General features: G+C 63.8%; 14 protein-coding genes. 8 read left to right on the top strand and 6 right to left on the bottom strand.

Translation table 11 applies throughout. The annotated features are described in order from the left end of the window. The first annotated feature begins 5 nt into the window (after positions 1 to 5). Positions 6 to 569: a flavin reductase family protein gene (locus GDN70_RS13005; protein ID WP_152102608.1), complete on the top strand. Its 564-nt coding sequence runs from the start codon at positions 6 to 8 to the stop codon at positions 567 to 569. 25 nt (positions 570 to 594) lie between these two features. Here the strand turns inward: GDN70_RS13005 and GDN70_RS13010 are convergent, their stop codons facing one another. Then, entirely contained in the window at positions 595 to 1,503 is a 909-nt protein-coding gene (locus GDN70_RS13010; RefSeq protein WP_173015796.1) for an NAD(P)-dependent oxidoreductase, read from the bottom strand. A 168-nt stretch (positions 1,504 to 1,671) separates the two neighbouring features. On the opposite strand from GDN70_RS13010, the gene GDN70_RS13015 reads away from it, so the two are divergent. The 6 genes from GDN70_RS13015 to GDN70_RS13040 all read left to right on the top strand — a co-directional run bounded on the left by GDN70_RS13015 (position 1,672) and on the right by GDN70_RS13040 (position 8,016). Continuing rightward, positions 1,672 to 2,655 carry an ABC transporter substrate-binding protein gene (locus tag GDN70_RS13015; RefSeq protein WP_152102610.1) on the top strand — a complete coding sequence of 328 codons (984 nt, stop codon included), beginning with the start codon at positions 1,672 to 1,674 and terminating at the stop codon, positions 2,653 to 2,655. 74 nt (positions 2,656 to 2,729) lie between these two features. Beyond that, positions 2,730 to 4,424, top strand: coding sequence for a dihydroxy-acid dehydratase (ilvD, locus tag GDN70_RS13020; protein WP_152102611.1), 1,695 nt, complete (start codon positions 2,730 to 2,732; stop codon positions 4,422 to 4,424). A gap of 118 nt (positions 4,425 to 4,542) precedes the next feature. Next, the gene (locus GDN70_RS13025; protein WP_152102612.1) at positions 4,543 to 5,388 is read left to right on the top strand and encodes an ABC transporter ATP-binding protein; all 846 of its coding nucleotides are present in this window, start codon (positions 4,543 to 4,545) and stop codon (positions 5,386 to 5,388) included. After that, positions 5,385 to 6,170: an ABC transporter permease gene (locus GDN70_RS13030; RefSeq protein ID WP_028142596.1), complete on the top strand. Its 786-nt coding sequence runs from the start codon at positions 5,385 to 5,387 to the stop codon at positions 6,168 to 6,170. The genes GDN70_RS13025 and GDN70_RS13030 overlap by 4 nt, the downstream gene beginning before the upstream one ends. Further along, positions 6,170 to 6,934: an ABC transporter permease gene (locus GDN70_RS13035; RefSeq protein WP_371731560.1), complete on the top strand. Its 765-nt coding sequence runs from the start codon at positions 6,170 to 6,172 to the stop codon at positions 6,932 to 6,934. The genes GDN70_RS13030 and GDN70_RS13035 overlap by 1 nt, the downstream gene beginning before the upstream one ends. Positions 6,935 to 6,969: 35 nt before the next feature. Further along, positions 6,970 to 8,016, top strand: a complete 1,047-nt coding sequence (locus tag GDN70_RS13040; protein ID WP_152102614.1) for a peptidase M29 — start codon at positions 6,970 to 6,972, stop codon at positions 8,014 to 8,016. Here the strand turns inward: GDN70_RS13040 and GDN70_RS13045 are convergent. Genes GDN70_RS13045 through GDN70_RS13065 form a run of 5 tightly spaced genes read right to left on the bottom strand, consistent with a single transcriptional unit; the run spans position 8,013 to position 13,722 of the window. Further along, positions 8,013 to 9,005 carry a 3-hydroxybutyryl-CoA dehydrogenase gene (locus GDN70_RS13045; protein ID WP_152102615.1) on the bottom strand — a complete coding sequence of 331 codons (993 nt, stop codon included), beginning with the start codon at positions 9,003 to 9,005 and terminating at the stop codon, positions 8,013 to 8,015. The genes GDN70_RS13040 and GDN70_RS13045 overlap by 4 nt on opposite strands. A 3-nt stretch (positions 9,006 to 9,008) precedes the next feature. Further along, positions 9,009 to 10,097 carry an NAD/NADP-dependent octopine/nopaline dehydrogenase family protein gene (locus GDN70_RS13050; RefSeq protein WP_152102616.1) on the bottom strand — a complete coding sequence of 363 codons (1,089 nt, stop codon included), beginning with the start codon at positions 10,095 to 10,097 and terminating at the stop codon, positions 9,009 to 9,011. After that, a complete protein-coding gene (locus GDN70_RS13055) occupies positions 10,094 to 11,620 on the bottom strand; it encodes a class I adenylate-forming enzyme family protein (protein WP_028142591.1) in 1,527 nt (508 codons plus the stop codon). Before GDN70_RS13055 ends, GDN70_RS13050 begins: the two co-directional genes overlap by 4 nt. A gap of 2 nt (positions 11,621 to 11,622) precedes the next feature. Then, positions 11,623 to 12,912 carry an acyl-CoA dehydrogenase family protein gene (locus GDN70_RS13060; RefSeq protein WP_028142590.1) on the bottom strand — a complete coding sequence of 430 codons (1,290 nt, stop codon included), beginning with the start codon at positions 12,910 to 12,912 and terminating at the stop codon, positions 11,623 to 11,625. A 12-nt stretch (positions 12,913 to 12,924) separates the two neighbouring features. Further along, complete coding sequence (locus GDN70_RS13065; RefSeq protein WP_049806472.1) at positions 12,925 to 13,722, bottom strand: alpha/beta fold hydrolase; 798 nt, start codon at positions 13,720 to 13,722, stop codon at positions 12,925 to 12,927. Between the two features lie 214 nt (positions 13,723 to 13,936). Here GDN70_RS13065 and GDN70_RS13070 point away from each other — a divergent pair, with 214 nt between their 5' ends. Further along, positions 13,937 to 14,698: an SDR family NAD(P)-dependent oxidoreductase gene (locus GDN70_RS13070; RefSeq protein ID WP_152102617.1), complete on the top strand. Its 762-nt coding sequence runs from the start codon at positions 13,937 to 13,939 to the stop codon at positions 14,696 to 14,698. The last annotated feature ends 28 nt before the right edge of the window (positions 14,699 to 14,726 follow it).

Genomic DNA, 14,726 nt, shown 5'->3' on the forward strand with positions numbered 1-14,726 from the left:
GGCCGATGAATGATCTGGCGCAGCAGCCCGGCGCTCCCGATCCCGCCAACGAGTTCGCGAGCGACAGCTCGTCGATCGATCCTCGCGACTTTCGCAACGCGCTCGGAACCTATGCAACGGGCGTGACGATCATCACGGCCGCAGCGCCTGACGGCAAGCCCTACGGGCTGACTTGTAATTCGTTCGCCTCCGTCTCGCTGAACCCTCCGCTGGTGCTGTGGAGCCTGGTCGTCTATTCCTCCAGTCTGACCATCTTCCAGAACGCCAGCCATTTCACCGTCAACGTGCTTGGTGCTTCGCAGCAGGCGCTTGCGACAAAATTCGCCAAGTCGTCGGACGACAAGTTCACAGGTGTGGACTGGGCGCCGGGCCTCGGCGGAGCGCCGGTGCTTGCGGAGAGCGTCGCCAACTTTCAATGCCGCTCCGTGAATCGCTATTATGGCGGCGACCACGTGATCTTTCTCGGCGCGGTCGAGGCCTATACCTACGGTGCGAAGGAGCCGCTGCTCTTCGCGCGGGGGACGTTCGGCCGATTCCTCGCAGATGACGAGCGCAAGACGTCGCCTTGACGTGCTTCAGATCTCGCTCGACGGCTTAGCGCTCTGCCGCTGAAAGTTTGTAAATCTCCAGTGCGTCCGCTTCCGCGCCGCGCGCGGCCTTCGCGAGCCTGAAAAGTTGTCCCGCAAGAGAGGCCATCGGCACCGGTGTCGATGTCGCCTGCGCGACGTCGGCGACCGTATCGAGATCCTTGAGCATCGTGGCAATGTGACCGAGCGGTGGCGAGTGAATGCCTTGCACCATTCTGGGCACGAAAAGCTGGAGCGGGATCGAGTCCGCAAAGCCGCCGGCGAGCGCTTCGGGCAGGCGATTGGCGTCAATACCGGCGTTGACGGCCAGGCGCGTGGCTTCCGCGAGGACGGCCATCGCGCATCCCACGATCACCTGATTGCAGAGTTTCGTGGTCTGGCCGGCTCCGGTCGGGCCCATGTGGGTGAACCTGCGCGCCATGGCCAGCACGTAAGGGCGTACCCTCTCGATCTCGTCTGCTTCTCCGCCGGCCATGATCGCAAGGGTACCTTCCTCGGCGCCTTTCGTTCCGCCGGAAACCGGTGCATCGATCCAGCCGGCGCCATTGGCGGCTTTCAGTCGCTTTGCCAGATCGCGGGCGGCGTCGGGATGTATCGACGAGAAGTCGACGACAAGCTTGCCAGCGCCGGGCGCTGCCGCGAGCCCGTCAGGCCCGAAGATCACCTCCTCGACGGCCGCGGCATCCGTCACGCACATGAAGGCGATATCGGCGTTCGTCAGGAGATCACGAGGCGTGGCTGCGCGCCCGGCTCCGGCCTCGGCGAGCGGAGCCACCTTGCCCTCCGAACGGTTCCAGACAGTGACCTGATAGCCGGCCTTGAGCAGGCGTCGGGTCATCGGCGTTCCCATCAGGCCAAGGCCGAGATAGCCGAGCCTCTCGACGCCTTGCGGGTTTGCCTTGCTCGCATCAGCCATAGGTTGCCTCCTTCTGCCGCAGCGCGACGTGGCTTTACCATACATTGCGCGTCGGACGGCAAAACCGCCGGGCTCGCATGGCTTGCCTGATTGTTTGAACCATGAAAGATTTGAGCCCGGTCGGGGTTGGGTGGCGCCGGTCGGCGCCGGAGCAGCGGAGTGGGCACGATGCGAACCGTTTCGAAATGGATCCTGGCTTTGGGGGCGGCGGCCGCCGTGAGCGCGGGGGCAAGCCCGTCATGGGCGCAGCAGGCGATCCGCGTCGGTTGGACGATCCCGGCCGAGGAATCAAAGTACTGGATGATGCGCCGCCCGGCTGAATTTCCCAATCTCGGCAAGACCTACAATATCGAATGGACCCAATTCCAGGGCACCGCACCGATGACGCAGGCCTTGGCAGCCGGCGCACTGGACTGCGCGACGCAGGCGCCGCTGTCGCTCGCCAATGGTGTGGTCGGCGGCAATCTCAAAGCCTACATCGTGGCGCAGCACGTGTTCGAGAAGCCCGGCGGCTTCTCGGTCTATTGGGCTGTCATGGATGACTCGCCCATCAAGACGATCGCTGATCTCAAGGGCAAGACGGTCGGCATTTCCGTGATCGGCGGCGGCACGCAAGGCCCGTTCAACCTGCTCCTGAAGCAGAATGGCGTCGATCCAACCAAGGATATCAAGCTGGTCGAGGTCGGCTTTGCCGTCTCCGAGGATGCGCTGCGTCAAGGCCGCGTCGATGCGGTCAACATGAACCAGCCGTTCGCCGCGCGGGCAGAGGCAAAGGGCGGCACAAGGAAGCTCTTCTCGCTGTCCCAGGCCATGCCGAACATCGTGCATATCCTGGAGGCTTGCCGTGCCGATTTCGTCGACAAGAACCCGGAACTGGTCAAGGCCTATGTCCGCGATATCACCTCGGGCATGAAGAAGGCGCTGGCGAACCGCGAGGAGACTCTCAAGGTCGTCAATGAGGTGCTGAAGGCGCCCATCCCGGTGCTCGAGACATACCTGCTCAAGGACAACGATTTCGGCCGTGATCCAGGTGCGGCGCCGAACTTCCCGGCGATCCAGAAGATGCTGGACATCTACGCCGAGACCGGAATGCTGCCGAAACTGGATGTGGCGCAGTTCAAGCATCCGACGATCGTCGCGCCGCTGCAATAGGCGAGCGAACGATCCTAACGAGGAGCGTGCGGCGTCCTGGATGATCCGGGACGAAGCACGAAGAAGATGCACGTATGAAGAAGTTGCGATCACGCGTCACCACAGACGGCCTCGACCGGGCTCCGCACCGCGCATTCATGCGCGCGATGGGGCTCGACGACGCTGCGATTGCCAAGCCGATGGTGGGCGTCGTCAGCATGAAGGGCGAGCAGACGCCCTGCAACATGACACACGATTTTCAGGTGGCGGCGGCCAAGACGGGTATCGAAGAGGCTGGCGGCACGCCGCGCGAATTCTCGACGGTGTCGGTCTCTGACGGCATCAGCATGAACCATGAGGGAATGAAGTTCTCGTTGTTTTCGCGTGAACTGATCGCCGACTCGATCGAGGCCGTCGTCCACGGTCTGGCCTACGACGCGCTGATCGGATACGGCGGATGTGACAAGACGCTTCCCGGCGTGATGATGGGCATGGTTCGCTGCAACGTGCCCTCAATCTTCATCTATGGCGGCAGCGCGCTGCCGGGCCACGTGGATGGGCGCACGCTGACGGTGCTCGATTCCTATGAGGCTGTCGGCAGCTTCATGACTGGTGAGATCGACGGCGCCACGCTGGAGCGGATCGAGCGTGCCTGCTTGCCGACGATCGGCGCCTGCGCCGGCCAGTTCACCGCCAACACCATGGGAATGGTCTCGGAGGCGATGGGCCTGACCATTCCCAACGTCTCGATGGTGCCCGGTGTCTATGCCGAGCGTGCGCAGATATCGCGGCGCGCCGGACGCCTGATCATGGAGATGCTGGAACGCGGCGGACCGTTGCCGCGCGACATCGTGACGCGCAAGTCCCTGGAGAACGGTGCGGCGATCGTTGCCGCGACGGGTGGCTCGACCAACGCCGCGCTGCATCTGCCCGCAATCGCCAACGAGGCCGGCATTGCATTCACGATCGATGATGTGGGCGAGGTCTTCGCCAGGACGCCGTTGATCGGAAATCTGCGGCCCGGGGGCAAATACACGGCAAAGGATGTCTACGACATCGGCGGTGCGGCGGTCGTGATCCGTGAGCTGATCCAGAGCGGGCATATCGATGGCAGCTGCTTGTCCATCACCGGCCGCACACTTGCCGAAGAGTATGACGCCGCCAACGCACCCGATGGAGAAGTTGTGTATGCGGCCCGCGCGCCGATCATGCCTGACGGCGGCGTAGCGGTGCTGAAGGGAAATCTCTGTCCCGACGGTGCGGTGATCAAGGTCGCAGGTTTGAAGAGTCAATTCTTCGAAGGCGTGGCGCGCGTTTTCGAGGATGAGGAAGCCTGCGTCGCGTCGGTTCGTGACCGCAGCTACAAGGCAGGCGAGGTCCTGGTCATCCGCAATGAGGGACCGGTCGGCGGTCCGGGCATGCGCGAGATGCTTGGCGTCACTGCGCTGATCTACGGGCAGGGCATGGGCGAAAAGGTCGCGCTGATCACCGATGGCCGGTTCTCTGGCGCGACCCGCGGCATGTGCATCGGCTACGTAGCCCCCGAAGCATTTGTTGGTGGTCCGCTTGCACTCGTTCGCGACGGTGACAGGATCCGGATCGATGCCGCAAACCGGCGGATGGATGTGCTGCTCGATGAGCAGGAACTCACAGCGCGGCGACGAGATTGGAAGCAACGTCCGCCGCGTCACCGGGCAGGCGCGCTTGCAAAGTATGCGCGGCTGGTTGGGCAGGCGCCGGGTGGAGCCGTGACGCATGAAGGCCCGGCAGAATGGCCGTGGTTCGAATGACGCACGGGTCCGAAAACGACCGCCTGTCTGGCAGGTTTCTTGCTAAGCTCGTGCCGCTGACCGAGAACGTTCAGCGGGTTCGTCGAGAAATGTTCGCGCGAGTGAGGCGAGAGACGGGATGACGGTAGTGCCTGCGAGATCGAGCGAATGGGTGAGACCGGTGAGATCACAAGAGCCGGCTTCTGCGATCATCGAGATCGACCGCGTCTCGCAGGTCTTTCAGACCTCGGCGCGCAAGGATCATGTGGCGCTTTCCGACATCTCGCTGACGATCGAGGAGGGCGCCTTCGTCTCCATCCTCGGGCCGTCCGGCTGCGGCAAGTCGACACTGCTTTATATCGTCGGTGGTTTTGTCAGCCCGACTAGCGGCTCGGCGAAGATCAAGGGACATGCGATCACGGGGCCCGGTCCGGATCGCGGACCGGTGTTCCAGGAATTTGCGCTGTTCCCCTGGAAGACCGTGCTGGGCAATGTGATGTACGGCCCGCGTCAGCAAGGTGTGCGCGCCGCAGAGGCGGAAGCGCAGAGCCGGGCCTTGATCGAGATGGTTGGCCTCAAGGGCTATGAGAGTTTCTACCCCAAAGAATTGTCGGGCGGCATGAAGCAGCGCGTGGCGCTGGCGCGGACGCTCGCCTACCATCCCGAAGTTCTGCTGATGGACGAGCCGTTCGGCGCGCTCGACGCGCACACAAGGACGCGCCTGCAGAACGACCTTCTCAACATCTGGGAGCGCGACCGCAAGACGGTGCTGTTCGTCACCCATTCGGTAGACGAAGCCGTTTTTCTCTCGGATAAAGTCGTGATGATGTCGAAATCGCCCGGCCGCATCCGCGAGGTCATCGACATCGATCTGCCGCGACCGCGACGCCGCAACGAGCTGTTGCTCGACCCGCGCTATCAGAAATACATCGTCGATATCGAGCGCATGTTCGATGAAAGCGACGAAGCCGGGCCTGCCTCATGATGTCGTCGGCCACCTTGATCAGACGGGCCGCTCCTGTGCTGGCCTGCATCGGGTTGCTGGCCGTGTGGCAGGTAGCGTCGCTTGCGCTGAAGAACGACAGCTTCCCGACGGCAACCGAGGCGATCCGGGCAATTCCGGATATTCTCGGCGACAAGGAATCCCTCATCAACATCCTGGCCTCGCTTCGCCGCATGGCGATCGGGTTCGGTGTGGCGGTGCTGGTTTCGATTCCGCTGGGCCTGTTGATGGGACGCAGCCGGGGCGTCGCGGCCTTTTTCAATCCGCTCCTGATGGTGATTTATCCGGTGCCGAAGGCCGCCTTGATGCCGATCATCATGCTTTGGCTGGGCGTCGGCGACGTCACCAAGACATTGGTGATCTTTCTGGGCGTCAGCCTCCCCGTGATCTATCACAGCTTCGAGGGTGCCAAGGCTGTCGAAGAGAAGATGCTGTGGTCGGGTGCCGCGATGGGGCTTTCGCCGGCGCAACGCCTGGTGCGGATCGTGTTGCCCGCGGCGCTGCCGGAGATCCTGACCGGCTGCCGCACGGGACTGGTGCTGGCGTTGATCACGATGATCACCAGCGAGATGATCGCCCGCCAGTCCGGCGCCGGCAACATCCTGTTCAATGCGCTCGACATGGGTCAGTACGACACCGTCTTTGCGATGATCATCATCGTGGGCGCGATGGGAATCTGCCTCGACGCGATTTTTGAAAGGGTTCGTGCCAGGCTCGTGCGTTGGTCCGAGCCTCAGTTCGACATGCCGCTGAGCTTTTCGTGATGTCGCGCATTCTCTCCGCAAACGTCCTTCTTGGGATTGCCCCGATCGTGCTGGTCATTGCGTTGTGGCAAGGCCTGGTGTCGTTCGGCTTCGCGCCCGCGGTCTTGCTGCCGCCGCCGGGCTTCGTCTTCGGCCGGCTGCTCCAGCAGCTCGTGACGTGGACGTTTCAGCAGGAGATCGCGGCAACTCTGATCCGGCTGTTTGCAGGGTTCGCGATTGCGGTCGTGCTGGGTGTCAGTATCGGCATTGCCGCCGCCGCCAATCCGGCGATCAACGCCGTGGTTCGGCCGATCGTGCGCGTATTGGCCCCGCTGCCCAAGGTCGCGCTCTATCCGGCACTCCTGCTTTTGCTCGGATTCGGCCACGGGTCGAAGATCACATTGGTGGCCGCGGACGCGCTCTTTCCCATTCTGCTCTCGACCTATTACGGTGCATCGACCGTCGAGCAGAAGCTGATCTGGTCGGCGATGGCGGCGGGAACGCCGCGCTACGAAATCCTCTTCAAGGTGGTGCTGCCGGCGGCGATGCCGTCGATCCTGACCGGATGCCGGATCGGGCTTGTCATTTCCTGCATCGTGGTGTTTCTGGCCGAGATGATCACGTCGACGGAGGGATTGGGGCATGCGCTCGTGACAGCGGCGCGAACTTTCCAGGCCGTCGATATGTTCGTACCGCTGATCACGATCTCGCTGCTGGGCCTGATCCTGAATGGCCTGCTCGGGGCGCTACGCTCGTACCTGCTGCGGGGCTTTCCCGAGGCGTGAACTGACCAAGAAGAACAGAAGACCGGGAGTGAACCATGCTGGCTGATCGCATCGAGGCAAAATGGATCGACGCATTCTGCGAGATCTTTGAACGTTGCGCCGTCAAGGCCGGCGATACCGCGGCGATCCTGTCGGAAACCCAGTCGCGTGCGTTGAATGTGCATCTGGCGGAGCTCGCGCTGCTGCGCATGGGTGCCCGGCCGTTTCACGTGGTCATGCCGACACCGCGCAATCGGAATATCGTTCCGGTTCGCTCGACAGGGGCGAGCGAGGCGATCCAGAAGCTTGGTCCGGTCATTACCGCGCTTCAGCAGGCCGGCTTCGTGGTGGATTGCACCATCGAGGGCCTGATGCATGCGGTGGAGACGCCGGAGATCCTCAAGGCCGGCGCGCGGATCCTGGTGATCTCCAACGAGCATCCCGAGGCGCTGGAGCGGATGGTGCCGGATCCCGCGCTCGAGAAGCGCGTTCGTGCGGCGGCCAAGATGTTGCGGGGGACCAAGCGGATGCGGGTGACGTCGAAGGCCGGCACTACGCTGGATGTCGACATGGTCGGCGCGTCCACGGTCGGTGTGTGGGGCTGGACCGACAAGCCCGGCACGCTGGCGCATTGGCCCGGTGGAATCGTCGTCAGCTTCCCCAAGAGCGGGACGATCAACGGCACGCTGGTGATGGCGCCGGGCGACATCAATCTCACTTTCAAACGCTACCTCACATCACCCGTGAAGATGACCTTGAAAGATGACTATGTCGTCGAGCTGGAAGGCGAGGGCACGGATGCCGCGATGATGCGCGCCTATCTTGCTGCCTGGGGCGATCGCGAGGCTTATGCCGTCTCGCATGTCGGTTTCGGCATGAACCCCGGTGCGCGCTATGAAGCGCTGTCGATGTACGACCAGCGCGACACCAATGGCACCGAGATTCGGGCCGTCTCCGGCAATTTCCTGTTCTCGACCGGTGCCAACGAATTCGCCGGCCGCTACACAGCGGGGCATTTCGACCTGCCGATGATGGGAACGACCATCGAGCTCGATGGCGTCGCGGTCGTTCGCGAAGGCGTGTTGCAGGACGTCTTCGGCTAGTTGCGGTCGAGCACGGGTGGGCGAGCCAGGTCGAAGTGGCGGAGCAGATCCACCATGGCCTGAAGCCGTCTTACGCGATAGGCGTCAACGTCCATGCCCGAATAGTCGAGGAAGCCGGCACCCGTGCGCAAGCCGATCCTGCCTTCATGCATGTTGCGTGAGATGACGTCCGGCGCGCGGTAGCGGTCGCTGCCGAGCGCGCCTTCGAGATAGCGACTGGCGTAGTACAAGATATCGCCGCCACCCCAGTCGATGAACTCGAGCAGTCCGAGCACGGCGTAGCGGAACCCAAAACCGTAGCGGATCGCCTTGTCGATCTCCTCGGCACTGGCGACGCCTTCCTCGACCATGCGTGCGGCCTCGTTCATCGCCAGCGCCTGGATGCGCGGAACGATGAAGCCGGGCGTCGCCGCGCAGACGACCGGGACCTTGCCGATGCCTTCGAGCAGTCCCTTGACCTCGTCGACGATGGCGGGGTCGGTGGCTCTGCCGGGCGAAACCTCGACCAGCGGGATCAGGTAGGCCGGATTGAGCCAATGCACGTTGAGGAAGCGCCGAGGATTCACGATCGCGCCGGAGAGATCATCGACGAGGATGGTCGACGTCGTCGATGCCATGATCGTGTCGGGTCGGACCTGCCGTGAGGCTGACCCCAGCACCTCGCGCTTGAGCTCGACGACCTCTGGAACCCCTTCGAAAACCATTCCGGCCTCGGATAGCGCTGCCCCGCTCTGGCTGGCGGGCACCACCGAGACGCGCACGATGAGCGGATCGACATCGGCCTCCGCCAGCAGCCCCAGCTTGGACAGGTTGGTAAAGGTCTTCGTGACCTCGCCGAGCGCGTCGGCCTCAAGCTTGGCGAAGTCTTCTGCGCTACGGGCCTTGACGTCGATCATTGTGACCTGATGGCCAGCGTAGGCAAACGCGACCGCGATGCCGCGTCCCATGCGGCCCGCCCCCAGACAGACGATATTGGCGCGATTGGTCATCGGTCAGAATCCATTGCGAAGCAGCGTCTGCAATTCAGCCTTGCTGAGATTGTCGAGCCCAAGCGTCTCAAGCGTTCGGCCACCTTGCGCAAAATCCTCGCCGCAGACCGCGCCGCCGATTGACAGGAACGCTTTGGCCAGCGGCGTGGCCACGCCAGCCAGGCCGGCGATGGAAACCAGCAACGACAGCCCAAGCCGCAGGTCCTCACGCATGTAGCGATGCTCCGTCAGCACGATCCGCTCGCGCCAGTCCCCTGAATCCGTCAGCCGGTCATGCGAACCGCGGCCATACATCCAGATCTCGCCCTCTTTCGCATAGTGATGAGCGAGCGGGAAATGCGGTGCACCGTAACCAAGCGCCTCGCGCACCGCGATGCGTTCCGCGTCGAGCGCGTCGGTCACCCGCCGAATCGCGGCTTGTGTGCCTTCCTTATGAATGTCCCAGCGCTCGAAATGTTCGATTGGACCGGCATTCATCGCGATCAGCGGCGGATGGATGATGGGTCCTGCATTCATCAGCGCCCCGGACAGCGCGTCTCCGCACGGCTCGATCGTATCGGGGAAGGCGCGTCCGATCACCTTGATCGCATGCGGTGCCCGGTCGAGCGGGAACACGCCGACTGGAAGCCGCTTGGCGCGGATGGTGATCGCGACCTCGAATGGTCCGTGCTTGCGGGTGAGCCACGGCAGTGTACCGGTTTCGGCAAAGCTTGCCCTGGCCTGGTTCCCAGCATCCCGCGCAGCCTCTGCGAAAATCATCGAGCCGAATGTCGCCGGCGGCAAGAATACGACCTGACCGTCCCGCAGATGCGGGGCGAGCAGGCGAGCGATATCAGTCTGTGCGAAGGCAGGAGCGGGGCACAGGATCAGCTCCGTGCCGTTGACGGCCCCGGCGATATCCGTCGTGACCAGCGCGAGCGTCACGTCGTGGCGGCCGTTGTGATCCTTGACCAGGATGCGCGAGCCGGCGGCGCGATGTGCCGCGACCTGACCGGCATCGCGGCGCCAGAGCCGCACCTCATGCCCCGACAGCGCAAAATCGCCGGCGGCCGCGAAGGAGCCGTTTCCCCCACCGAGAACTGCAATCTTCAAGATGCTTCTCCTTGCGCGCGGGACTGCGCATCAAGCTGCTTCAGCAGGAAATGCTGGACCTTCCCCAGTGCGGTGCGCGGCAGGTCGGCGACGAAGACGATATCGCGTGGCACCTTGTAGCGGGCGAGTTGCGCCTGGAGATGGGCTCTCAGCTCGTTCGCTTCGGGCCGGCAGCCGGATCGGGGGATGACATAAGCGATCGGCACCTCGTCCCAGCGCGGGTCCGGCCGGCCGATCACGGCGCATTCGCTGACATCGGGATGTTCGAGCAGGACGCGCTCGACCTCGGCCGGGTAGACGTTCTCTCCCCCCGAAATGATCATGTTCTTCTTGCGGTCGCGCACCCAGAAATAGCCGTCGGCGTCGCACAGGCCGATGTCGCCGGTGCGATACCAGCCGTCGTGCAATGCGTCGCGCGTTGCCGCCTCGTTGCCCCAATATTCGAAGAACACATTGGGTCCGCGCACCGCGATCTCGCCCGGCGTGCCCGCTGGCACCTCATTGCCGGAATGATCGACCACCTTCGCTTCGCAGCACAGGCCGGCAAGTCCGGTCGATCCCGCACGCGAGAGGTCGCCGCCAAGCCGCGTGTAGACGGCGATCGGGCAGGTTTCCGTCGAGCCGTAGACCTGAAGCACCGGCACATCGCGGGCGACGAAACGCTCGATCAGATGCGGAGGCACGATGGTCGAGCCGGTGGCGACGGCTTTGAGTGACGAAAGATCGGTGGCGGTCCAGGCGGGATGCTCGCTCACCGCCTGGATGATCGCAGGCACCATGACCGTGAGTGTCGGCCGCTCCTGTTCGATGGCCGCAAGCGCGGTCTCCGGCGCGAAGCGCGCATGGACCGTGACGGTCGCGCCAAGTTGCAGCGCCGGCGTGGTCTGGATGTTGAGGCCGCCGACGTGGAAGAACGGCAGCACGGTGAGCACGTGATCGTCGGACGTCATGTTGTGCATGTGCTGGCTCATGACGCCGTTCCAGAACAGCGCCTCCTGGCGCAGCACCGCGCCTTTCGGCCGCCCGGTTGTCCCCGATGTGTAGACGATCAGCAGCGGGCAGGAGAGATCCGTGTGCGGATTTCGGCCGGCGCCGTCGCTGCGCGCGAGCAGGCTTTCGAATGTCGTGCCGCGAGGTGGCGTGAAGTCGAGGCCGACAACGGACGTCCCCGGCGCAAGCTCGTGGAGAACTCCCTCGAAGGCCCGCTCGAGCACCAGCACCTTGGCGCTCGCATCGGCGAGAATGAAGAGTTGCTCGGCGACCGCCAGCCGCCAGTTCAGCGGCACGAGCATCGCACCCAGCCGCGCGCAGGCGTAGAGCAGAACAAGATAGTCGGGTCGGTTCAGGCTCAGGATGGCGACGCGGTCGCCGCGGCCGACGCCGAGCTCCTGTTTCAATGCCGTCGCGGTGCGTTCGATGCGCGCGGCGAACGCCGCATAGCTCAGCCGTTCCCCTTCGAAGGCAATGGCTGTCTTGTCTGGCGCGAACGCCGCGTTGCGATCGATCAGACTGCAGAGGTCCACCGTCAGTCGTCCGTCTCGCCGGTCTCATACAGCGCCTCGCGTCCGATCCGGTCGAGGCAGAGCTCGGCGGTCCAGGGCAGCATCAGCGAGCCGCAGCGGCTGTCGCGGTAGATCCGTTCCAGCGGCAGCGAGCGAAGCATGGCCTGACCGCCGCAGGTGCGGATCGCGAGCGCGGCAAGCTCATTGGCGCCTTCCATCACCGAATATTGCGCGGCATAGGCCCGCAACACCTGCTCCTTGCTCGGATTGGCGCAGGCTTCGGTGACGGCCTGGAACCAGATCGCCTTGACCTGCTCGAGCTTGATCTGCATCTGCGCGACCGCGATCTGCTTGGTCGGATACATCCGGCGCTTGACCGGCGGCATGCCCGGCACTTCGCCGCGCAGATAACGCACGGTGAAATCATAGGCCGCTTGCGCCAGGCCCATATAGGTCGGCGACAACGTGAGGAACATGTGAGGCCAGCGCATCGCGGCCTGGAAATAGACGCCGCGCGGCATCAGTGCAGAGTCGGCCGGCACGAACACGTCCTTGAACAGGAGCGTCCGCGAAACCGTTCCGCGCATGCCGAGCGGGTCCCAGTCACCGACGACAGAGACGCCTTCCGATTTGGCGGAGATCGCGAGGTAAAGCGTGTTGCGGCGCGAGGCCTTCTCGCCTTCCTCGACCTCAGTGCAGAGCACGCCGTAATAGTCGGCATGGCCGGAGAGCGATGCAAAGATCTTCTTGCCGTTGACGATCCAGCCGCCCTCGACCGGCCTTGCTTCCGTGCCGAAGGCGACGCCGCCTGCGGCGGCCGCTCCACCCTCGGAGAAGGGTTGCGAATAGATCGCACCATCCTCGACGATGCGCTTGTAGTGGACTGCGCGACGCCGCTCGTGCTCGGCCCGGGTCCCGGCGTCCATGTCGAGATCGTCGGCGAGGGGCCCCGACCAGATGGTCGAGCACACGTGCATGTTCCAGGTCAGCGCGGTCGCGCCGCAATAGCGGCCGATCTCGGCGGCCGCCAAAGCATAGGTCTGGTAGTTCGCGCCGAGCCCACCGTGCTTCTTGGGAACGGCAATGCCGAGCAGACCGACGCGGTGCAGGTCGCGATAATTCTCGATCGGAAAGGTCGCCTCGCGATCGTAGGTGGCGGCGCGAGCGGCGAACACGCTCTGACCGATCTCTCTTGCCCGCGTAACGATGCCAGCCTGCTCGTCGCTGAGGCGGAATGCAACGGGATCGAAGATCGGCGCATCCAGCGCCACCTTGTCAGTCGTGCCGATCGTCTTGCTGACTTGCATGGTCATTGCGCGGTCACCTTACGCTTTGGTCGCGAGAGAGTTCAGGAACCGGCCGAGGGCCTCGTCAAAGGCCTCGGGGCGCTCGAGGTTGGCGAGATGGCCGACGCCGGCGAGCTCGACATATTCAGCACCAGGGATGTAGTTCGCAGTCTTTGCCATCATCGGCGCGGGCGCATTGTTGTCCTTGGAACCCGACAGCAGCAGCGTCGGGACGGAAATATTCGCAAGCGTGCTGCGCTGGTCGAAGCCGATGAGAGCCAGCATCATGGCACGATAGCTTGCCTCGGGCACGCTCCCCATGCATTCGCGTGCAAGCACGATCCCGTTCGGATCGGGATCGTCCCCGACAAGCTCCTTCACCAGCGAGGGCGCCAGCGACTTCATCGTCTCTCCGCGATCGAGCGGCCCGAGCCGCGCCGCGATGAACGATTTCTGCCAGTCGCCGTCGGCCTTGCCGAAGGCCGGGCTGGTCTGCGCCAGTACGACCGCGCGCGCCAGCTTTGGCGATTGCACCAGCCATTTCTGCACGATCATGCCGCCAATCGAGTGACCGACCAGAATGGGTCTGGTTGCATCGAGTTGCTCAATGAACTGCTGGAGCGCCTCCGCCAGGGTAGCAATGCTGACGCTGGCGAGCGGTGCCGATCTGCCGTAACCCGGCATATCCCATGCGATCGCGCGGAAGCGGCCGCCGAACGTGGCAAGTTGCCGCCGCCAGGCCCGCGCTGCGCCGCCGATGCCATGAAGGAAGATCAGAGGTATCGCATCCGGATCGCCCGCGGCTTCGTAGGCGAAGCGTCCGTCCTTTGTTATCATTGGCGCAGGCTGCGACACGCGACATCCTTTTGCTTGGCCCTTGATGCTAACAGGCCTGTGGGGGATGGGAAGCGATAATTTTATACTTAAAGCAATTTTCGGGCCGCCCTCTCGTGCCCCGACGTTCGCGGCCGCGAGGCGCCGCTTTCGTTGCAAAAATTTGAAGGTTAAAATATATCGGAGGAACGATCATCGGATCCGAGGGAGCCAGCGCATGTCCGGATTGCCGCACTCGCCGCACGCACTGGTGACCGGTGGTGGCCGCGGCATCGGCCGTGCGATCGCGGCGGCCCTCGTCGTCGCCGGCGCCACTGTGACGATAGTCGGTCGGAACTCCGCGGTCCTCGAAGAGGCGGTCAATGCAGGCGCCGCGCATTTTGCGGCCGTCGCCGATGTTTCGGACGAAGCGTCGTTGAAGGCCGCCATTAGCGAGGCCAGCGCGCGAAAGCCGATCGATATCCTGATCGCCAATGCGGGCAGCGCCGAATCCGCACCATTCGTGAAATCGGACAGTGCCCTGTTTGCGCGCATGATGGACATCAATTTCATGGGCGTCGTCCATGCCATCCACGGCGTGCTGCCGGGCATGAAGGATCGTCCGTATGGCCGCATCGTCGTGATTGCGTCGACCGCGGGGCTCAAGGGCTATGCCTATGTCAGCGCATACACTGCGGCCAAGCACGCCGCGGTCGGTCTCGTTCGTTCGCTTGCGCTCGAGCTGGCCGGTAGCAATGTGACCGTGAATGCGGTTTGCCCGGGCTTCACCGACACCGACCTCGTAGCCGGCAGCATCGAGAACATCATGACCAAGACGGGACGAAGCCGCGAGCAGGCGATCGCCGAACTCGCCAAGCACAATCCGCAAGGGCGCCTGATCGCGCCTCAAGAGGTGGCGGATTCCGTGCTGTGGCTGTGCGGGCAGGGAGCCAGTGCGATTACCGGGCAGGCAATCGCGGTGGCTGGCGGCGAAATCTAGCGGCGCGGAACGAACACACCAAGGAGAT

Origin of the sequence: Bradyrhizobium sp. TM102 (genome assembly GCF_009176685.1) — a bacterium.
Lineage (GTDB): Bacteria > Pseudomonadota > Alphaproteobacteria > Rhizobiales > Xanthobacteraceae > Bradyrhizobium > Bradyrhizobium ottawaense.